The sequence below is a fragment of the Nocardia suismassiliense genome, from assembly GCF_900269665.1.
Taxonomy (GTDB): domain Bacteria; phylum Actinomycetota; class Actinomycetes; order Mycobacteriales; family Mycobacteriaceae; genus Nocardia; species Nocardia suismassiliense.
This window is the reverse complement of record NZ_LT985361.1, coordinates 7,708,551-7,727,380: the sequence shown is the minus strand read 5'-3', so window position 1 is coordinate 7,727,380 and position 18,830 is coordinate 7,708,551. Positions and strand designations below refer to the sequence as shown.

Sequence of the window (18,830 nt, the reverse complement as noted above, 5' to 3'; positions counted from 1 at the left end):
AAAATACGACCGACCGCCCTGTTCGTTAACGCTGGCCGCGGCACCACGCGAGGGGCGGTCCTCCGTCGTAGGGGGCTTCGAACAGGCAGATCGTCACGTTGCTGGTCATGACGAACGTGCAGGGATATCGGGCATCGGGACCGGTGGGACAACCCATCCAGGTCAGCGCACCCTCGGTGTATTCCGAGGGTTCGGCGGTCAGTGTCACCTGCGTGCCCGGCCGCAATCGCGAAGAGCAGGTCCCCGCAACGGGACTGCACGTCGTGCCGAGCGGGGCGACGTGCACGCGGGTGCCGGCGTCTACGGACATATCCAGCCGCACCGTTGCCGGACGGGTGCTGGGCAACTTTTCGAAGAACTCCGGTGCGAACTTTTGGAGCAGCGTGATGGTCAGGCCGATCATCACCAGCACGCCGAAGAAATTGCCGATCGCATCGATCGCCCCGCCCACCGGAGACTTCTTTACTGGTGGGGCTGGCGGCTGATCCTTTTTGGTCACCGCGGCCAGGATCGGGGCAGCTGTTGCTGCTGTCTGTCGCTTCTGGTTGCGGTCGTCGCCCTGTTCGTCGGGGTCGGTGGCCGCGGCGATGGCCGCGAACACCGACGACGGGACGAGCACAGGCACGAACACGGGCGTCAGCTCGAGCGTCTTCTTCAGTGTCGTGCGATGCTCCTGGCAGGCCTGGCACTTGCCGACGTGCCTGGCCAGTTTCTCCCGCAGGGACTCGCCGAGCGGGCCGTCGGACCAGCCGGCCCGGGTGAGCTGCCTGGTGAAACCTCGGCACGGGGTGCCTGCGGTGCCGCGAGCCATCAGGGTCACCGCGGCGGCGTTGAAGAACATCTTGGTGCCCTCGGAGCGCCACTTCGTCGCGTCCTCGGCCGAGAGGCCGAGCAGGTCGGCCAGATCGGCGCCGGTGGCGTCGGTCGCGAGCGAGGTGCGCAGTACTTCGCGGTAGTACTCGGGCATGCTCTCGATCGCATCGTTGAGCAGATCGATGAACCAGGGCCAGTCCTGCCGCATCTCCACCGCCCGCAGCGCGCCGATGGCGAAATCGCCGGGGTTGAAGGTATCCATCGCCAGACCGGCAGACTGTTCGGGTTTGCGGGCTTTGAAATAGCGGACCCACCGGTTGTGGGCGATCCGGAAGATCCAGGGCCGGAACTCGCGCGGTGCTGTCTGCCGGATCTCGAGTGACCGCCATACCTCGATCATGGTCTCCTGCACCAGATCTTCGGCGGCTACCAGATCGTCTTGCAGCCGAACCCGGAAGTATCCATAGATCCGAGGCGTCCACAGGTAGTACAACCGGGTCCAGGCAGCGCGGTCACCGGCGACCACCGCAGCGGCCAATTGCTCGCTATCGGCAGGTGATCGGTTAGTCATCACTTCCACCGCCCGTCCCATCCGATGCAGCATCGTCGAGGTTGTCTCGGGGTGGTCGTCTCGTGGCTGTATCGGCTCGGGACAGCAGCAACTCTATCGCCAGTTGTCCGGCCAGCAGTGCGAGATCCCGAGGAATTCCATTGGCCGGCAACAGATCACCGGTGACAATTAGTGCCGCCAGCAAACTGACCCGAAGTCCGATCATCTTGACATTGATTGCGTCCACCGCCATGTCCTTTCCGTCCCGTCGTGATGGGGGCGCAAAGGAGGTGTAGCTATCCGGACCCGAAATCCGGCTTACTGTAAAGAATCTTGAAAAAATATCGCCGGGCCAGCCTGCGGCAGCCGAAGCGTTCCGGCGGCCACTCGGTGCGTCCGTCCGCGCAGTGTGCTTGTTGCGCGCGGCGCGTACCAGCTTGTGTGGTGCCGCCTGCCGCCTCGGTACAGTGAATTCGCATGGCCGACACGGAGATCGAGATCACCGCTGACCTGGTCCGCGACCTGCTGCGGGAGCAACATCCAGACCTTGCGGGGCTGACCATTCGCGAGGTAGCGGGCGGCTGGGGTAACCAGATGTGGCGCCTCGGCGACCAGTTGGCTGTGCGCATGCAGCGCATGGATCGAACCCCGGAATTCCAGCTCAAAGAGCGGCGGTGGCTACCTGTCTTGGCCCCGCGCCTGCCGCTTCCGGTGCCGATCCCGGTGCGGTTCGGTGAACCGTCCGAGCGCTTCCCCAAGCATTGGACCGTGATGACGTGGGTGCCCGGCGAGCCGCTGGACCACGGAACAATCAGCCGCGGCGTCCATGCCGCCGACACACTGGCGGGCTTTCTCCAGGCGCTGCATGTGGCGGCACCCGCAGAGGCGCCGAGCGGTAGAGATCGTGGTACCCATCCCCGGAACTGCACGGCCGGCTTCGAGAATTTCCTTCAAGCCGTTGGCGCCGACGACATCGCTGCCGACGTCCGCACCGTCTGGGATGACGCCGTCGCGGCCCCAGCGTGGGCGGGTCCGCCGGTGTGGGTGCACGGCGACCTCCATCCCGCGAACGTCGTCGTCGCGGATGGAACGCTCACGGGCATCGTCGACTTCGGTGACATGTTCGCCGGCGACCCGGCGTGGGATCTCGCTGCCGCATGGGTGCTGCTACCCGCGGGCACGGCCGCACGGTTCTTCGACAGGTACGCGCGAGCAGATGAGGCGGCGATCCGGCGCGCCCGCGGGCTGGCAGCTATGAAGAGCCTCTTCCTGATGCTCATGGGGCAGAACGGAGATCGGGGCCTGCCCGGCGGCAAGCCGCACTGGGGACCTGCAGGTCGGGCGGCACTCGATCGTGTTCTGCATGGCGTTTGATGGATGCCGACGAGTCCCAATTCCGCGTACAGGCACTCGGCGCACCATGATGGGGATACTGTCGGCAGATCGCCTCGGAGTTACCTGAGTCGGGTTGTGTGGTGCGTGGATGTGTCTGTTGTCCGTGCACCGAGGAGAGGGACTCTCGTGCGCCGCAAATTGTTCGCCGCCGTCATGCTCATCATCGTCGCCGCCACCGGGCTCAGCGCCTGCGGCGGTGCCGACCCGAATGTGTTGAAGATCGGCACCGAAGGTGTTTACGCGCCCTTCAGCTATCAAGGCTCTGACGGCAAACTCACCGGCTACGACATCGAGGTAGTGCAGGCGGTCGCCGAAAAGCTCGGCAAGAAGGTCGAATTCGTGATGATTCCGTGGGATGCGATCTTCGCGGGACTCGAGTCGAAACGCTTCGACCTCATCGCCAATCAGGTGACGGTCAATGACGAGCGCAAGAACAAGTACGCGCTGTCGCAGCCGTACACCTTCTCCGAGGGGGTGATTGTCACCCGGACGGACAACAACAGCATCGCCTCGCTCGCCGATCTCAATGGCAAGGTCTGCGCGGAGTCCGCGACAACCACCTGGGCCAAGGTCGCCGCGAACGCAGGGGCGAAAATCGAGGCGGTGGAAGGCTTTGTGCAGGCCATCCAGCTGCTGAAGATCGGCCGGGTGGACGCGGTTGTCAACGACAACCTCGCCGTTGCCGAATACACCAAGAAGACCGGCGATACCAGTGTGCGGATCGCCGGAAAAACCGGTGCCGCCAGCCTGCAGTCGTTCGCGGCCCGCAAGGGTGATGCGCTGATGACCGAGGTCGACAAGGCGTTGGATACCCTGCGCGCCGACGGCACGCTGGCGAAGATCTCCGAGAAGTACTTCGGGACCGACGTCAGCAAGTAGCCGTCTGTTGGGCTGATGCGGTGGGCGGAGCGGTCATGAAAACTGACCAAGCGAGTCATGGCCTGGGTCACCTTTAACATTTAACGTGATCTAGGCCACTTCCATGCGGGCTCTGGCATGTCTGTCAGCGCCCAGTCGCTCGGGTCCGTTGGGGCAGTGGCTATTTCGCGTGACCGTGACGTTTGCTCGCGGTACTACTGCTCGCCTCGGAGGGAATTCCTATGGCTGACCGTGCTCGACTTCGCATGTGGCGGTGGCGCTCCCGCGCTTTGTTGCGGATGGCCGCTGCGACCGCGGTTGTCGGTCTCGCTGTGCCGTTCTCGTCGAATGTTCTCGCGCAGGCAGAGCCCGATGCGGGTGAACTGGGCACCGCATGGGCAGCGACATATCAGGCCCCGCCGCTGTACCCGCATGTGCACATCGACTGGGATATCCCGCTGACGATGAGCGACGGAACGGTGTTGAAAGCCAACGTCTACCGCCCGGCGGATGCGACAGGACGCCCTGTCGAGACCCCGACTCCGACCCTGGTGAATCTGACCCCGTACACGAAACTTGCTTCTATGCTCGCGGATTCGGCGCTGTCGATACCGGTGCTTTCCGACGCGGTGATCGAGTTGTTCCGCCGCTTCGATCTGTCGGGCACTCCGCTGGACGGCGTCACGGAGCTGACGAAGATGCTCGGCGGTGGCCTGCCGCGCAACTTCACCGTCGATCGATCGCTCATCCAGTCCGGTTACACCCAGGTCGTGGTCGATGTGCGAGGAACGGGATTCTCGCAGGGCACGCTGTCGTTCTTCGGTGCGCGCGAACAGCAGGACACCGTCGAGGTGATCGATTGGGCGGCAAGGCAACCGTGGTCGGACGGGAACGTCGGCATGACAGGAGTGTCGTATTCGGCGGTCAATCAGATCCAGGCCGCCGACAAACAGCCGCCCGCGCTGAAGGCGATCTTTCCGGTCGAGCCCGGCAGCGACCTGATGCGCGACATCCTCGCTCCCGGTGGGGGTTTGAACGTCGCGTTCACTCCGGGCTGGCTGGCCGGGGTGAACTTCACCAAGCTGCTACCCGATCTGGTGTCGATCGCGCAGGGCAGGTTCGACTGGAAGTGGCTGGCGGACCGGGTCGCCAGCCCGTTCACCTTCTTCGACTTGCTGATCGGTGCGCTGACCACCTTCGATGTCGGCGCGATGCCGCCGAGCGTGGCGGCGGTTCTCGATGAGAACAGTGCGCTGCGTGCGGGCATGCGTGCCGAACCGGAACGGATCCGGATCCCTACCTTCGTGGTCGGTGGCTGGCACGACGTATTCACCAACACCCAAACGTCTATATACCAGCGCATCTCGGTACCGCCCGGTCAGAAACAGCTGCTGATGGGTAACACGTATCACCTCAATCCAGGCATCGACTCCGGTCAGCCGGGGCACCCGCCGCGCCTGGACGTACTGCAGCGCGCCTGGTTCGACAAGTGGCTCAAGGGAATCGACAACGGCATCGACACCTATGGCCCGATCACCACCGAGCAATTCGGCGGCGCCTGGTCGACGACCGATGTCTATCCGCGTCCGGGGGTCGAACACCGGCGCATGTACTTGAGCGGCACGCCGAGTGGAACGAGTGCCACCAGCGTGTACGACGGATCGCTCATATCCACGAATGCCGCTGCCCCGCAACGGGTCACGGTCGAACCAGGAATCACGAGCTTGTGCTCGAACGACACCGCGGTAGGTACTGCGGGCGTATCGGTGCTGCTGTCGGGATGCACGAAAGACGCACGACCCCACGAACTCAACGGCCTGACCTTCACCACGGCCCCCGTATCCGAACCCACTCTCGTTTCCGGACCGACTGCCGTGCACCTGAACACCGTCCTCGACGCCACCGACGGTTACTGGAGCGCCACCCTCAATGACGTTGCGCCGGACGGCCGTTCCACCGTGCTCGCCACCGGGCAACTCACCGCCTCGCTACGCGCCCTCGACCCCGAGCGGAATCAATACGCTGCCAACGGTGATCTCACGGTGCCGTATCCGAAGCTCACGATGGAAAGTCGTCAGCCGCTGGTTCCCGGCCAACCCACCATCATCGACATCGGTTTGACACCGACCGACGCCGTTCTGCAACCCGGACACCGCCTACGGGTGGACGTCTTTGCGAGCAACGTCCCCAAGGGCATGGCGCTCACCCCTTTCCTCGCAGAGAGTCAATTACGTCCGCAGCACATCGAGCTGAATCCCGACGAGCCGAGCTTCATCAACGTTCCGGTCAGCGGTGCGCCGTGGTGAGCCGGGCATTCTTCGGTGCGGGTAGGGCGATTGCTGGTCGAAGACTGCCCTCGGCACAGACCAGGATCGGACGACTCGAGGTGAAGCGCTAGCACCCCCCGTCGATTTTGCTTACGGCAGGCCGCTGCAGGTCGGACTGTATTCAGCGTGCTCGGTTTAGGCTTCGATCGAAATTGGTCATCCGTTCCGGCGGTCATTCGGTGGAAGGCAACGTATTGGGCGGGCCCGACAGTAAAGGCATTGGTGATCGCCTTGACGCAGATGCGCGCTATCTGCGTCGACCTGACGGCCTCGATTGAACGACCGTGCATCGTAACGACTGTATTGGCGCACCGAGTGAGAAGGGAACGGCGTGACGAATTTCGCGGATTACACCCAACTCGAAGAGGAAGCGCGCACAACGATGGCGGCCGATATCTGGTCGTATGTTTCGCACGGATCCGGCGATGAATCCACCCAAGCCAACAACGTGGCCGCGTTCCAGCGCATCGGTGTGCTGCCTCGGATGCTGCGCGCGAGCGAACACCGTGAGCTGTCGGTCGAATTGTGCGGCATGAGCCTGCCGACCCCGCTGTTCCTGGCCCCGGTCGGTGTGATCGGTCTGTGCGATCCACAAGGACACGGCGAAGTCGCGACCGCTCAGGCCGCGGCCCGCACGGGAGTGCCGATGATGGCGTCCACCATGGCCGTCGACCCGCTCGAAACCGTCGCCGCGCATTTCGGCGACACCCCCGGCATATTCCAGCTTTACACCCCGACCGATCGCGACTTGGCGCAAAGCCTGGTGCAGCGCGCCGAGAAGGCCGGCTTCCGGGCGCTGGTGGTGACCCTGGACTGCTGGCACACCGGTTGGCGCCCGCGTGACCCGTCGCTCACCGACTCTCCCCGGTTACGCAGCGAGTGTCTCGCGAACTACCTCACCGATCCGGTGTTCCAGCGGCTGCTGCCGACCGCACCCGACGACAATCCCTCGGTTGCCTTGGACACCTGGAACACAATTTTCGGCAACCGTCTCACCTGGGACGACCTGCCCTGGCTGCGCTCACTGACCGAGCTGCCGTTGATCCTCAAAGGCATCGGCCACCCCGAAGACGTCCGGCGCGCCAAAGATGGGGGAGCCGACGCCATCTACTGCTCCAATCACGGTGGCAGACAAGCCAATGGCGGCCTCGCGGCGATCGATCTTCTGCCCGCCGTCGTCGCGGCCGCCGACGGGCTGCCCGTCCTGTTCGACTCCGGCATCCGATCCGGCGCCGACATCATCAAGGCCCTCGCCCTCGGCGCGACCGCAGTCGGCATCGGCCGCCCCTACATCTACGGCCTCGCATGCGGCGGTACCGACGGCATCGTCAACGTCCTGAACGCACTCCTACAGGAAACGGACCTGCTCATGGGCCTCGACGGTTACCCCACCATCGCCGACCTCAGCCCCGAGATAATCCTGCCTACCGGGCGGTGAACCGGCTAGCGGTCTTCCGAGGTAGTCAGCGGGCGGGGCGCTACCGTCGACGGTGCGGTGAATAGCGGCTCTATTCACCGCAGATTATGCGGTGAATAGAGCCTAGGGCCCGGACTGGCCGGCTTCCGGAACGACGCTTAGCGGCTGGCTGACCTGCTGGTCGATGTCGCGCAGCGTCGAGGGAGACCTTTCTCCGCTGAACGGCAGGTGCATCGCACCCGCTGTGGCCGAGTACTTCGACTCCGGCACGTAGGCGCGAATCCAGCATGTCTAGGCGGTGATCCACGACGCGGGTAGATGGTCGATCGCCGTGTCAGCGGGGGTGTCAGGTGGATGTCAGGGCCGTGTCAGTTGGTGCGGCGACAGTGTGTACATCGAACACAGCGACCGGGAACGACAAGGTTTCGGTCTCTGCCACAACCGATTTCGAGGAGTACACGACATGTCGAACATCATCACCCTGACCGATCAGGACAAGGCCACTGTGCGGACTGCTGCTTATGGGGCGGTGGCGTTGCTGGCGGCTGCCGGTGCGCCGCATAAGGGCAATGCGCAGGCTTCTATTGCGCTGACCTCGGCGACGGGTCTGGTCGGGCATGTGCTTTCGGCCAAGTCGAAAGACATTCACCTGCCGGGTAAGTCGGTTGCCGAGCTGGCTGATCAGGTGCTGCCTGCGCTGACCGCGGCGGTGAGCCTGCTCGGCAAGCAGGATGCAAGTGAGGCAGACAACTTCCGCGGCACCGTGCTGGTTGCGGTCGAGGCCGCTGTCGGGTCCGGTAAGGGCGAGCCCAGCCCCGCGGTGGTTGCGATGGCTCGCAAGATCACCGCGGCCCTCGACGTCGCCTGACCGCCGCCTAGTTGCGCAACAGCGGCACCGCCGGACGGTCATCGAACCTCCGAGGAGACCTTGCCACACCACTATTCAGTGTTACTATCTACCGGTAGCTAGTAACACTGAATAGTGGGAGGTGATCCGTGGGCAAGCAGATGACCGAGATGCTCAAGGGCACATTGGAGGGCATCGTCCTGGCGATTTTGTCGGTGCGGGCCGCGTACGGCTACGAGATCACGGCATGGCTGCGGGAACAGGGGTTCGCCGATATCGCCGAGGGCACCATCTATGCCCTGCTCGTCAGGATCGAGAAAAAGGGCCTGGTGGACGTGGAAAAGGTCGCATCGGAGAAGGGGCCGCCACGAAAGGTGTACTCCCTCAACACCCAGGGGCGCGAATACCTGGACGAGTTCCGCAGGACCTGGGATTTTCTCGCACAACGGCTCGAACAGCTTCAGGTAGAAGGAGGCAGATGACCATGGTCGTCTCCAAGCTCATCACAAAAGTGGTCGGCGACATCGGCGAAAAACGGCGGTGGTGGCAGTACAAGGCACGCAAGGAGCAGCTTCCCGCGGGCTATCGCACAGCCGTCGACGCGCTCGAGCGATACCTGATGCATTTCGGTGTGGGAGGCGGGGTTTCGATGCTCGAGGACCTTGCCGATCTGTTCGAGCAGAGCGCGGCGGCTGGAGTTCCGGTCCGCGATGTCGTGGGGGAGGACCCGGTCGAGTTCATCGAGACATTCGCGCGGAACTACGAGGAGTATTCGTGGCGAAAGCGGGAACGGGCACGGCTGATCAGTGCTATCGAGCGCGCTACGGATGAAGGCACCGGAGAAGGAAGTTAGGGCTGGTCGATGACGACACGGCAGGCCGCGGCTGTCCACGTCCACAGTCAGCAGAAGCCCAGCAAGACGCCGAATATGCGGGAAGGCTTCACGATCGACCAAGCGGCGGCATTCGCCGGTGTCACGGTGATGACAGTGCAGGACTATCACCAGCGTCGGCTGGTCGACGAACCGGCATGTGACATCTCGGGACTTCGTCGGTACCGATCTGCCGAACTACTACGGCTGGTGCAGGTACGAACGCTGGCCGGGGCGGGCGTACCCCTCGCCGAAATCGGCGATCTCCTCGATTACCTCTCCGGCATCGAGCGCGTGCTCGAATCTCGGTAGGTCTGCCCGGCACATCACCGGGGGTGCGCAATCATGTTGTGCCCCAGTCTTATACGGCCCAAAATGCTCCAGCATTCTTCAGTTCTCTAGAAATGGATTTCAACAATGGTAGGCACGACGAACAGAACATCAGGGCAAGGAAACCTCGCCCGCGAGAACGGTGTCGAGGACGGGTGGGGAAAGGTAGCCGACGCGTTCCGGGCGACCTTCGACGCAAACCACGGCGTCGCGGGTGCGGCGTGCTGCGTCTACGTGAACGGCCGCCGCGTCGTCGACCTGTGGGACGGCCTCGCCGATCAGCAAGTGAACCGCCCGTGGGACGAGAACACCATCGTTCAGGTCGCATCAACCACGAAGGGCGCTACCGCGATCTGTGCCCATATCCTGGCGGCGCGCGGTGAACTGGACCTGGACGCGCCGGTAGTCCAGTACTGGCCGGAGTTCGGCAATGCGGGCAAGGAGCGGATTCCGGTGCGCTGGTTGCTGTCTCACCAAGCCGGTCTGCCGGTTGTCGACGGCCCGTTGACGTTTGAGCAGGCCTGCGAATGGGATCCGGTCATCCGTGCCCTCGAGGCGCAGCCGCCGTTGTGGCAGCCTGGTACCGAACACACCTATCACGGCGTCACTTTCGGGTTCCTGGTCGGGGAAGTGGTGCGCCGGATCTCCGGCAAGTCGCTCGGCACGTTCTTCGCCGACGAGGTCGCGGCGCCGCTCGGACTGCGCGCCTGGATCGGGCTGCCCGAGGAACAAGAGCAGCACGTGGCCCGGATCGAGTACGCCGCTCCGTTCAGTCTGGAGGAGCTGCTCGCGGGAATGGCCGAGGCTTCCGGGCTCGACAAGGACACGGTCACCGCATGGGTCACTTCCGCTTGGGGTCCGGACTCGGTGCAAATGCGCGCCGGTTCGCTCGGCGGCGCGTTGGACAACGCGGCCGACCCCGCGTCCGCGTACTACACCACGCGGGCCTGGCGCGCGGCGGAGTTCCCGGCGGCGAACGGAATTGCGGACGCGCACTCGGTGGCTCGGATGTATGCCGCCACGGTCAGCGAGGTCGACGGCGTGCGGTTGCTCGATCCGGCAACCGTCGAACGGGCGACAGCCGTCCAGACCGACAAGTCGCGGATGCACGGACTGCCGCCCGAGTTGAACATCCCGGCGAACCGTTCGTTCAACATGTCGCTCGGGTTCTGGCGCGATTGCCCACCCATGCCGATGGCCGGCCCTGGGTCGTTCGGCCACCCCGGCTCGGGCGGATCGATCGGCTTCGCGGTCCCCGATGCCGGTGTCGGCTTCGGCTACGTCACCAACCTGTGGAACTTCCGACCCGACGACCCGCGGGCATCGAGCCTGGCCGAGGCCGTGCGATCCTGCCTCGGTTGAGGTCGGCCGTTCAGGTGGGGTCGCGTTTGCGGCCCCACCCAACCGACGACTACTTTTCGACAGCCTCGTAAGCGAAAAGACCATTCCAGGTCAGCTTCGCCTGCCGCACCTTGTCCGAATGTCCGGCGTTGTTGTTGTCGTTGAACACCGGAACGTCGGGCATGTCCTGGAACAGGATGGCCTGCGCCTTTGCGATGTGTGCGTAGGACTCCTCCGGGGTGGGGTCGGCCAGCGCGGCGGTGATGTGCTTGTCGAATTCGGGGTTGACGTAACCGATGTCGTTACTTGCCGAATCGGAGACATACTGCGGGATCAAGAAGTTCAGCATCGTCGGATAATCGCCCTGCCAGGCGTTACGGAACGCGGTGCGGATGGACTTGCTGGTGATCGCGTCGCGCAACGGCTTGAACGTCGGATACGGTGCGCCGATCGCCTCCACCCCGAGGGTGTTCTTGACGCTGTTGGCGACCGCTTCGATCCAAGCCTGGTGGCCGCCGTCGGAGTTGTAGGCGATCTCGAGCCGGCCGGTCCACGGCGCGATGGCGTTGGCCTGCGCCCACAATTTCTTGGCCTCGTCCGGGTTGTACGACAGCAGTTCCACCCCGGGGAGATTGTCGTTATAACCGGGCAAGCTGGCGGAGGTGAAGTCGCGCGCCGGGACTTTGGTGCCGTGCCAGATGGCCTCGGAGATCTGCGGCCGGTTGATGGCCAGCGATATCGCCTTGCGGCGCAGCACACCTTCTTCGCCGGCGAAATGCGGCACGGTGGGCTGGAATCCGATGTGCTCGTAGCGCGCGGTCTTCTTCTGGATGGCGCGGTCACCGAGATCGTTCTTGAAGCTGGTCAGCGCGTTGTCGGGGATGGTGTCGAGCAGGTCGAGGTTGCCGGCCAGCAGATCGGCGTAGGCGGTATCGAAGGACTGGTACATCACGAACCGCAGGCCCTTGTTCTTCGCCGGCCGCTTACCGCGGTAATCCGGATTCGGCACCAGATCGATCTGCACATTGTGCTGCCAGGCATCCGGACCCGCGAATTTGTACGGGCCGTTGCCGATCGGGCGCTCGCCGAACGCCTTCATGTCCTGGTACGCCACCGCGGGCAGCGGACGGAACGGGGTGAATCCCAGCGAGAGTTCGAAATCGATCGACGGGCGGGTGAGATCGACCGTGAATGTGCGATCGTCGATCACCTTCAGCCCCGACATCGTCTGCGCCTTGGGCGGAGCCGCCGACACCTCGTCGTAGCCGACGATCGAGGCGAATATCCAGCTCTGCAACTGGGCATTGGTGCTCAGCGCGCCATAGTTCCAGGCGTCGACGAACGACTTCGCCGTCACCGGGGAGCCGTCGGTGAACTTCCAGTCCGGCGCGAGAGTGATCCGATAGTGCTGCCGGTCGGTCGACTCGATCGACTGCGCCACCTCGTTGTGCGCCACGCCGTCGGGGTCGTAGTACTTCAGGCCGGCGAACAAACGGTCGACCACGCGGCCGCCCTGGTTCTCATTGGTATTGGTCGGAACGAGCGGATGTTGCGGCTCACCACCGTTGACGGTGACCACACCCTCCGCCGCATCACCTCCATCGGAGGAACAGGCCGTCAGGCCCAGCCCGGTCGCCAATACGACAGCCGCCAGTAACGCAGTCCATCTGGTGGATCTCAACACACTCTCCGTCCTCGAGTGGCCGAATCGAACGCGGCCCCCGTAATAACGTCGGACAGTAGCTATTTCGTGCGTCGTTGTCCTCGAAATCCGCACCCGGGGCTGGAGTGAAGGTTTAGTTCATGTCGTCTTGCGGCCACCGCAGCCGTGATCGTCCAGGGCCATCATTGCGGCATCGCAACCCTCTCGTCGCGTCTGCGTACGGTGCGCAGACCACATGCCTGCCCCACGCTCGCGCCTTCCAGGACGAACTGAAAAACGATGACCACGAAGCCGAACAACCACCGCCCCAGCGTCTGCCAGAAGCGCGGGCGGCGGCCGTCCTTCCAGCGCAGCACGCGCATACCGAACAGCAGTTTGGCGACACTGCCGCGAAACAGCAGCGTGCCGAAGACATGGTTGACGAATGACGCTGCCAGCACACAGGGAATGAACGTAGCCAGAAACGCGGCGACACCGTCAGTAGGGGGAAAAACCTTCTGCACCAACGCGATACCGCCGAGAAGGGCTAGGAAGCCGTCGGTCATCGCCGCCACTGCCAGCCGGTTGTCCCTCGCCTGTTCCGGCAGCCACCCGTGCGGTCGCTGGGCGGCTCGTGCGGGGGACACGGAGGGCTCGGTATACGGTGCGCTCATTCGACACATTGTGCCGGTGTTCGGTGGTCCGATTGCAGCAGTGAAAACCAGTGGCTGGACAGATGATCGCTGCACGTCGGTTTGCAGAGACGCTCAGAATTCCTTGAGGTAGATCTTGTCGTCGGTGCCGATGTGCAGCAGGTCCAAACGACCGCGGCCGCGACTGCCGAGTGCCACTGCGTGATCGGTGACTCCGCCCATGTCCTCCCAGCCGCTCCAGCCGGCCTCGTCCGCGTCCAACCATGCGTGATAGATCGACGCGTCCGTGCCTCGGTGGAACAGGTCGATGCGGCCCGGACCCCAGGAGCATGCCGCGAGACCGTGCTCGGTGACGCCGCCGATCGCGTACCAACCGGACCAGTCGACGCCGGCGTTCTCGGTCCACTGGTGGTGGATTTCGTTGTCCCGGCCGACGGCGAAAACGTCGATCCGATCGGGGCCCCACGTGGTCGCCGCCGGGGTGCGGAACCCGCCGTCGGGTGCGTCGTACCACTCGCCGCCGAGGGATTCCCAGCCCATGAATCCGTGGTTGTCGTCGTAGTACATGTGCAGCATTTCGAACGGCGGGCCGGTGGCCGACAGCGCGAAGATGTCCATCCGCCAACGACTCCGGCACACTGCGGGGCCCGCGCCGATGCCTGCGGGCAGTGGGAAAACCGGCCCGAGGTCTTCCCATCGGGTCCACGACTGCGGCCTGGTGGACGAGCGGTGCCGCAGCGAGAACCCGCCATTGACGAACAGGTCGCGCCGATCGGGGATGCAGGCCAAGGCCGGTACTCCGGACAGGCTCGTGCCGCCGGGTTGGCCGATGTTCTCGTTCGACGCCCAGTAGCTGTTGCCGAGGTAGACCGCCTCGTGCAAGTCGTCGTTCTTGTCTCGGATTATGACGCGGAGTACGTCTTCATCGCCGGCTGCGGTGATCTCCCTGGGCTGCATGTGCCACGCGACGCTGGTCTCTTGCCATTCTGACCACCCCATGGTCGATCATCCCTTGCTGATGGCGACGCCGTCGCCGAGGATTCTGCTGCGATATTAGTCAGCTTATCTGACTAATGGTGTCAGTCTCACGCACTGAAGTCAAGGAGTGGACGCACGCATCCCCGACTTCAGCGCCGCCCGTACTTGGTTCAGCTGACCGCTCGCGGGCGCAACGGATCGTGCTCTTTGCGAGCCGCGCAGGCTGGTCGGCGGCATAGAATCTGGACAACGCGCTACGGGATCGGGGGTACCGGTGGGGTTCTATTCGCGCAAGTCGGTGAACGCGGGTCCGTTCCGGATCAACGTCTCCAAGTCCGGTGTCGGTGCCAGCGTTGGTGTTCGGGGGTTCCGGGTCGGCAGCGGGCCGCGGGGGACCTACGTGCATATCAGTGCACATGGCCTCCACTACCGGCGGATGCTGTCCTCGCCGCCTCGTGCAAAAGCTGATGTGACGCCTGCGCAACTCCGCGGAATGGACGCGGCCGACGAAACCGGTTTCGACGCAACTCAACTGGTGCCGACCGGACCTGGCGTACTGCTCGACCAGTTGAGCGCCGCCAGTCGCTACAACGCGCTATTGCCCTGGGGCGCAATCGCCCTGGTGTTGACCGCTGGTGTCGCCGCAACATCGAAACTGCTGTGGATGCCGATCACCGTGCTCGCCGCCGGCGTCCCCGGCTTGGTGTGGCTGTGGTGGTGGGACCGCCATAATCGGACGGTCACCGTGGCTTATGAGGTGACCGGCCCCATCTCGGACTGGTTCAACGAACTCACCGACGGCTACCGCTCATTCGTCGCGCTCGGCGGAGCATGGCGCGTCGAGGCATCTGTCTCTGTCGCAGGCACTTACGGATACAAGGTCAGCGGCGGCGCCGAGACTCAGATCAGCCGCAAGACGGTGACGCGCAGCCTGAAACCGCCCCGCATCCTCGCCACGAATATCGCCGTACCGACGATCTCCCACGATCGCCAAGCACTCCTGTTCCTGCCCGATCGAATCCTCGTCCGTTCCGCTGACAGCTGGAGCGATGTCGACTACCGGCATCTGCACGTGGAGTGCCACCGAAAGTGGGTGATCGAACCCGAGCCTCCACCCCGCGACGGGATTCAGGTCGATACAACGTGGCAGTTCGTCAACGTACGCGGCGGCCCCGATCGTCGATACCGCCACAACCCCCTTCTGCCGATCATGGAGTACGGGCACCTGACGTTGACCAGTCCACACGGTTTGCACTGGATCATCGATTGCTCGCGCCCCGAGGTAGCAGAGTGGTTCGCGGCCGTGCTCACACGCCGGCCCTGCTGATACGGCCTGGAGCGACCGCATCGCCGCGTTGAATACCGTTGTCTTACAACGAGTTCAGGGAAAGTCTGCGCAAGTTCGGCGACAGATTACGACTGCTTCGCTTTGCGGGGTGAGGACATTTCTTCCCACAGGGGACCGAATACCAGCCACAGGCCGACGACGGTCCAGGAGCGGCCGACCCACCACCACAGGCTGGTGGCCTGCTCGCCTTCTGCGACGGTGACGATGATCAAGCCCAGCGCCGCCGAGGCGATTGCCGCGGCGAGTACGGCGCGATTCCACTCTTTCCACAGGGCCGCCACCTTTTCGGGTGTTCCTTTCGCCGGCTTTACCGGCGCCGGACCTCCGGCGAATCGGTGTGCGAAACGCACGTCCGCCCAGCGCACGATCGCGGGACCGAAGGCGACGCTGACACCGAGGTACACCCCGGCGAGTCCGTGGATCAGGCCCGGTTGGGCGCCGCGGTGTAGATCGACGGCGGCGGCGACGATCAGGGCTACGTCGAGCAGCGGAATTCCCCACAGCAAGGCCGCGCCCACCGACCGCAACCGCAACAGGTATCGCGCGATCATTCCCGCCGCCAGCAATACCCACAGCCCGACCTCGGATATCACAATCATGGTCGCGACCGGATTGTCACGAATAACGTCCGGCATTTCGGTCTCCACCTGTCTGATGTATGTATTCGGCAGCTCGGCAATCGTGGTGCCGCGGGCGGCATTTCGGGCCCGTCCTGTCCGGAATCAAACGTAAAGCCCGAGACGTTCCGGCCGCGTCCTCCTATCGGAGGACTGCTCCACCGACATCCGGATGACATTCGTGGCATGCGCAAAGGCTCATACGCGATGCGCATGAGCCTTCGAAACGGGTGGAAGTGAACTAACCGATCATCGACCTGCGGAACCTGTCGGCGGAGCGTCCGCTTTGGTGACTTCGATATTCCGGTCGAGCATCGTATCTCCGAAACCACCGTTGATGCCGACGGTGATCACCACGTGGTGACTACCTGGTCGCACATTCTTGATGACGTACGACGGGCCGACAATCCCATCGCCGCCCGGCCCGAGCACGAAGTCCTGATGGTGCCCGTCGACCTGCACCAGCCCGACCCAGTACTTCTCGTCGGAATTCACCGACACCGTGATCTGCTCGGCGCCGCCCACGGCATTGGCGGTGGTTTCGGCCGCTGCGGTACTCGTCCCAGCCAACATGAGGGCGGTCGCGAAAAGCGGGGCAACCAATACGGAGTTTCGCATGATTCCTTTCAATGGGTGACATGGCGGACCGGCGCGTCCGCGAAACGCTTGGGGCGACATCTGTTCAAACCCGGGATCGAGTTCGCCGACTCGGCACCGGTGCTGTCGACGGGTTGGCGACAACATTAGGAAAGGCGCGACGTCGGAGAAAGTCCCGAGTTGTCCTGCCCCTGATACTCGGGGGATCCATCGATCGTCAGGATCCAGCGAATTCTGTTGGCGGAGTTGAACTTCAGAAAGGATTAGCTGGGGCTTAACTTGCCGCCACCAGTCGGTTGTTTCGCTACGCTGACTCGTGAAACAACCCCGATACGCGACGGTGTGCGATCGGGGTTTCCGGCTGAGGTGAGTGGCGCTGCCACGAATGGTGTTATGTGGGAAGGGGTATCGACTGATGTGGGCGCGGCGAATGGTGGCGGGGATGGTGTCGGCGGTGATCGGGGCGTTGGTTGCCTGGGTGGCGGGGGCCCCGGCACAGGCGGATCCATTGCCGCAGTTCACGACGATCGGCAGCACGCTCTACTCGTTCGGTGACGCGAAGCTCTGTGCGGGCGCGATCGATATCGCGCTGGAGGCTGCCCCGGCTCGTCCCGGTCATGTGCTGGCGCATGTGACGCCGCGGGGTTATCTGGGTGGGCCGTGCGGCAACCGAGTGAAGCTGGGTTGGGTGGGTTCGGCGGGTCTGCGCACTCAGGATGTCTACGTCCGGACCGACGCGGCGCAGGGTGATACCGAAACGACCGATCTGTGGGTGGGGATGGGGCCGGCCAAGGTAATGGCGGTCTCCTGGCCCATTCGGGGCACGTTCGCGGAGTGGTATCTGCTGGTGCCGTAACGAGCGCTGATCGCGGTGGCCGCTTACCGGGCGAAGGTCGCGCCGGCCCGGTTGCATAGGCACTGGGGACAGGGCAGGAAACGCGGGCGACGGTTCTGAGGGAGAATACGGGTGTGAGCTATGCAATCAGGACAAAGTTCAGAGATCAGCTCGGGGTACCGGCGACAGTGGCGCTGACGAGTGCCACGGCATTCGTCGGCTGGTAGCTCGATGTCGGAGCGGGAAGTGCCTGGTCGCGGCTCCTCGCCGGGGCCGGGTGAGAACAGATTCGATGCGGTGGAACGGGTGCACAGGAAGCTGGAAGGTATGAAGACGGGTGAGACCGGTCGCTCCGAAGCGGGAGACGGCGCGTCGAAACTCATTCGGCTGCCGCATCGTCCGCGGCGGATGACGGAGGACGCGAGCGAGCGCCCGCGTAAAACGTGGCGTTCGGAAGGCGGTTCCGTGCACGATTCCGCCCCGACCAGGCCCGTGATGCGATCGGAATTGCAGCGTGAGACGGGGGCGTGGCCGATCGGCCCGGACTCGACGTGGCACTCCGCTCCGGAGGGCGATCAGGGCCTAGCCGAACAGGACGCGAGTGTCATCGATCTCGGCGCACTGCGGCGGAAACGAGCCGACGACGATGCTCCGGCCGCAGGCACGCGGCGCATGATCAAGCCGCGCCGGATCGGTCCGGACAAACCGTAGATCCGGTCGCAGGCGCCCGCTTGACCACCGCCGAGTTCGAGCGGGTGGGATGCCCCGCCTCGTCCCTACCGGCATCCATCTAGTAGCAGTCGAATGGTGAGGCGCGGGTCATACTGAGCGTCGACCATCTCCGCGCCGGCGCAGATGTCGCCGATCGCTCGAAGTAGCTGGTAGGCGGTGAATTCCGCAGTGACCTCGCCCGCGTTTCGCGCGGCGGCGAGCAGGTCGTCGAGCACCGGCACGAGGCGATCGAGAAACAGTGCGTGCAACGCGGTGAAAGTATCGGGGTCGTTCCGCATCGCCGCGGCGAGCCCGTGCTTGGTGACCAGGAAGTCCGCGAAAAGGTCCACCCACTGACGCAGCGCGGTGAACGGTGACGCCGCTGACGCGAGCAGCGTGGGGCCGGCGTCGGCGCAGGCATCGACCTGGTGCCGATAGACCGCGACGACAAGATCGGCGCGGGTGGGGAAGTGGCGGTAGATCGTGCCCATGCCGACGCCCGCCGCGGCAGCGATCCGGCGTACCGGTGCGTCCACTCCGTCGGTGACGAAGACCGATGCCGCGGCATCGAGCAGCGCCTTCTCGTTGCGCCGGGCGTCCGCGCGTTTGGCGGTCGACTCCACACCGCCTCCTTTCGCAGGGTTTCAAGTCGCTCTTGCTAAGCGGAACACCGCTCCGTATATTCGGAGCAGCGTTCCGA

At 64.2% G+C, this 18,830-nt stretch carries 20 protein-coding genes; 12 read left to right on the top strand and 8 right to left on the bottom strand.

The features are described 5' to 3' along the window. Positions 1 to 25: 25 nt before the first annotated feature. Both DBO33_RS34470 and DBO33_RS43240 read right to left on the bottom strand, forming a co-directional pair. Positions 26 to 1,384 carry an RNA polymerase sigma factor gene (locus tag DBO33_RS34470; RefSeq protein WP_159080673.1) on the bottom strand — a complete coding sequence of 453 codons (1,359 nt, stop codon included), beginning with the start codon at positions 1,382 to 1,384 and terminating at the stop codon, positions 26 to 28. After that, entirely contained in the window at positions 1,377 to 1,616 is a 240-nt protein-coding gene (locus tag DBO33_RS43240) for a hypothetical protein (RefSeq protein WP_159080672.1), read from the bottom strand. Before DBO33_RS43240 ends, DBO33_RS34470 begins: the two co-directional genes overlap by 8 nt. Before the next feature lie 224 nt (positions 1,617 to 1,840). On the opposite strand from DBO33_RS43240, the gene DBO33_RS34465 reads away from it, so the two are divergent. From DBO33_RS34465 to DBO33_RS34425, 9 genes are all read left to right on the top strand, one after another. Further along, positions 1,841 to 2,737, top strand: coding sequence for an aminoglycoside phosphotransferase family protein (locus DBO33_RS34465; RefSeq protein ID WP_107658770.1), 897 nt, complete (start codon positions 1,841 to 1,843; stop codon positions 2,735 to 2,737). Positions 2,738 to 2,884: 147 nt separating this feature from the next. Beyond that, the gene (locus DBO33_RS34460) at positions 2,885 to 3,637 is read left to right on the top strand and encodes a transporter substrate-binding domain-containing protein (protein ID WP_199856844.1); all 753 of its coding nucleotides are present in this window, start codon (positions 2,885 to 2,887) and stop codon (positions 3,635 to 3,637) included. Positions 3,638 to 3,858: 221 nt separating this feature from the next. Beyond that, positions 3,859 to 5,922: a CocE/NonD family hydrolase gene (locus tag DBO33_RS34455; RefSeq protein ID WP_234391207.1), complete on the top strand. Its 2,064-nt coding sequence runs from the start codon at positions 3,859 to 3,861 to the stop codon at positions 5,920 to 5,922. 403 nt (positions 5,923 to 6,325) lie between these two features. Beyond that, positions 6,326 to 7,381 carry an alpha-hydroxy-acid oxidizing protein gene (locus tag DBO33_RS34450; protein WP_107660842.1) on the top strand — a complete coding sequence of 352 codons (1,056 nt, stop codon included), beginning with the start codon at positions 6,326 to 6,328 and terminating at the stop codon, positions 7,379 to 7,381. Positions 7,382 to 7,823: 442 nt separating this feature from the next. Continuing rightward, positions 7,824 to 8,228 (top strand): hypothetical protein, encoded by a 405-nt coding sequence (locus tag DBO33_RS34445; protein WP_107658768.1) that lies wholly within the window; start codon positions 7,824 to 7,826, stop codon positions 8,226 to 8,228. 128 nt (positions 8,229 to 8,356) lie between these two features. Further along, entirely contained in the window at positions 8,357 to 8,689 is a 333-nt protein-coding gene (locus tag DBO33_RS34440) for a PadR family transcriptional regulator (RefSeq protein WP_107658767.1), read from the top strand. Then, a complete protein-coding gene (locus DBO33_RS34435) occupies positions 8,686 to 9,060 on the top strand; it encodes a DUF1048 domain-containing protein (RefSeq protein ID WP_107658766.1) in 375 nt (124 codons plus the stop codon). Before DBO33_RS34440 ends, DBO33_RS34435 begins: the two co-directional genes overlap by 4 nt. A 9-nt stretch (positions 9,061 to 9,069) precedes the next feature. After that, complete coding sequence (locus tag DBO33_RS34430) at positions 9,070 to 9,390, top strand: MerR family transcriptional regulator (RefSeq protein WP_234391206.1); 321 nt, start codon at positions 9,070 to 9,072, stop codon at positions 9,388 to 9,390. Between the two features lie 105 nt (positions 9,391 to 9,495). Beyond that, on the top strand, positions 9,496 to 10,770 hold the full coding sequence (locus DBO33_RS34425) for a serine hydrolase domain-containing protein (RefSeq protein ID WP_107658764.1): 1,275 nt from the start codon (positions 9,496 to 9,498) through the stop codon (positions 10,768 to 10,770). 49 nt (positions 10,771 to 10,819) lie between these two features. Here the strand turns inward: DBO33_RS34425 and DBO33_RS34420 are convergent, their stop codons facing one another. From DBO33_RS34420 to DBO33_RS34410, 3 genes are all read right to left on the bottom strand, one after another. Next, positions 10,820 to 12,433 (bottom strand): peptide ABC transporter substrate-binding protein, encoded by a 1,614-nt coding sequence (locus tag DBO33_RS34420; protein ID WP_199856843.1) that lies wholly within the window; start codon positions 12,431 to 12,433, stop codon positions 10,820 to 10,822. 161 nt (positions 12,434 to 12,594) lie between these two features. Then, positions 12,595 to 12,957: an RDD family protein gene (locus tag DBO33_RS34415; RefSeq protein ID WP_159080671.1), complete on the bottom strand. Its 363-nt coding sequence runs from the start codon at positions 12,955 to 12,957 to the stop codon at positions 12,595 to 12,597. Between the two features lie 201 nt (positions 12,958 to 13,158). After that, positions 13,159 to 14,043 carry a hypothetical protein gene (locus DBO33_RS34410; protein WP_107658761.1) on the bottom strand — a complete coding sequence of 295 codons (885 nt, stop codon included), beginning with the start codon at positions 14,041 to 14,043 and terminating at the stop codon, positions 13,159 to 13,161. 253 nt (positions 14,044 to 14,296) lie between these two features. Here DBO33_RS34410 and DBO33_RS34405 point away from each other — a divergent pair, with 253 nt between their 5' ends. Then, positions 14,297 to 15,349, top strand: coding sequence for a DUF4236 domain-containing protein (locus DBO33_RS34405; RefSeq protein ID WP_159080670.1), 1,053 nt, complete (start codon positions 14,297 to 14,299; stop codon positions 15,347 to 15,349). Positions 15,350 to 15,435: 86 nt separating this feature from the next. Here DBO33_RS34405 and DBO33_RS34400 read toward each other — a convergent pair whose 3' ends face one another. Continuing rightward, positions 15,436 to 15,969 carry a hypothetical protein gene (locus DBO33_RS34400; protein ID WP_234391205.1) on the bottom strand — a complete coding sequence of 178 codons (534 nt, stop codon included), beginning with the start codon at positions 15,967 to 15,969 and terminating at the stop codon, positions 15,436 to 15,438. 267 nt (positions 15,970 to 16,236) lie between these two features. Next, positions 16,237 to 16,605: a hypothetical protein gene (locus DBO33_RS34395; RefSeq protein ID WP_159080669.1), complete on the bottom strand. Its 369-nt coding sequence runs from the start codon at positions 16,603 to 16,605 to the stop codon at positions 16,237 to 16,239. Between the two features lie 421 nt (positions 16,606 to 17,026). On the opposite strand from DBO33_RS34395, the gene DBO33_RS34390 reads away from it, so the two are divergent. Both DBO33_RS34390 and DBO33_RS43235 read left to right on the top strand, forming a co-directional pair. Continuing rightward, complete coding sequence (locus DBO33_RS34390; RefSeq protein WP_159080668.1) at positions 17,027 to 17,440, top strand: hypothetical protein; 414 nt, start codon at positions 17,027 to 17,029, stop codon at positions 17,438 to 17,440. Positions 17,441 to 17,884: 444 nt separating this feature from the next. Further along, a complete protein-coding gene (locus DBO33_RS43235; protein WP_159080667.1) occupies positions 17,885 to 18,130 on the top strand; it encodes a hypothetical protein in 246 nt (81 codons plus the stop codon). A gap of 65 nt (positions 18,131 to 18,195) precedes the next feature. Here DBO33_RS43235 and DBO33_RS34380 read toward each other — a convergent pair whose 3' ends face one another. Further along, complete coding sequence (locus tag DBO33_RS34380; RefSeq protein WP_107658756.1) at positions 18,196 to 18,753, bottom strand: TetR/AcrR family transcriptional regulator; 558 nt, start codon at positions 18,751 to 18,753, stop codon at positions 18,196 to 18,198. Positions 18,754 to 18,830: the final 77 nt, after the last annotated feature.

Bases quoted from the DNA above. Each gene is read 5' to 3' on its own strand.
- DBO33_RS34470 (WP_159080673.1), bottom strand. From the start codon at position 1,384: ATGACTAACCGATCACCTGCCGATAGCGAGCAATTGGCCGCTGCGGTG.
- DBO33_RS43240 (WP_159080672.1), bottom strand. From the start codon at position 1,616: ATGGCGGTGGACGCAATCAATGTCAAGATGATCGGACTTCGGGTCAGT.
- DBO33_RS34465 (WP_107658770.1), top strand. From the start codon at position 1,841: ATGGCCGACACGGAGATCGAGATCACCGCTGACCTGGTCCGCGACCTG.
- DBO33_RS34455 (WP_234391207.1), top strand. From the start codon at position 3,859: ATGGCTGACCGTGCTCGACTTCGCATGTGGCGGTGGCGCTCCCGCGCT.
- DBO33_RS34450 (WP_107660842.1), top strand. From the start codon at position 6,326: ATGGCGGCCGATATCTGGTCGTATGTTTCGCACGGATCCGGCGATGAA.
- DBO33_RS34445 (WP_107658768.1), top strand. From the start codon at position 7,824: ATGTCGAACATCATCACCCTGACCGATCAGGACAAGGCCACTGTGCGG.
- DBO33_RS34435 (WP_107658766.1), top strand. From the start codon at position 8,686: ATGACCATGGTCGTCTCCAAGCTCATCACAAAAGTGGTCGGCGACATC.
- DBO33_RS34430 (WP_234391206.1), top strand. From the start codon at position 9,070: ATGACGACACGGCAGGCCGCGGCTGTCCACGTCCACAGTCAGCAGAAG.
- DBO33_RS34425 (WP_107658764.1), top strand. From the start codon at position 9,496: ATGGTAGGCACGACGAACAGAACATCAGGGCAAGGAAACCTCGCCCGC.
- DBO33_RS34415 (WP_159080671.1), bottom strand. From the start codon at position 12,957: ATGACCGACGGCTTCCTAGCCCTTCTCGGCGGTATCGCGTTGGTGCAG.
- DBO33_RS34410 (WP_107658761.1), bottom strand. From the start codon at position 14,043: ATGGGGTGGTCAGAATGGCAAGAGACCAGCGTCGCGTGGCACATGCAG.
- DBO33_RS34400 (WP_234391205.1), bottom strand. From the start codon at position 15,969: ATGATTGTGATATCCGAGGTCGGGCTGTGGGTATTGCTGGCGGCGGGA.
- DBO33_RS34395 (WP_159080669.1), bottom strand. From the start codon at position 16,605: ATGCGAAACTCCGTATTGGTTGCCCCGCTTTTCGCGACCGCCCTCATG.
- DBO33_RS34390 (WP_159080668.1), top strand. From the start codon at position 17,027: ATGGTGTCGGCGGTGATCGGGGCGTTGGTTGCCTGGGTGGCGGGGGCC.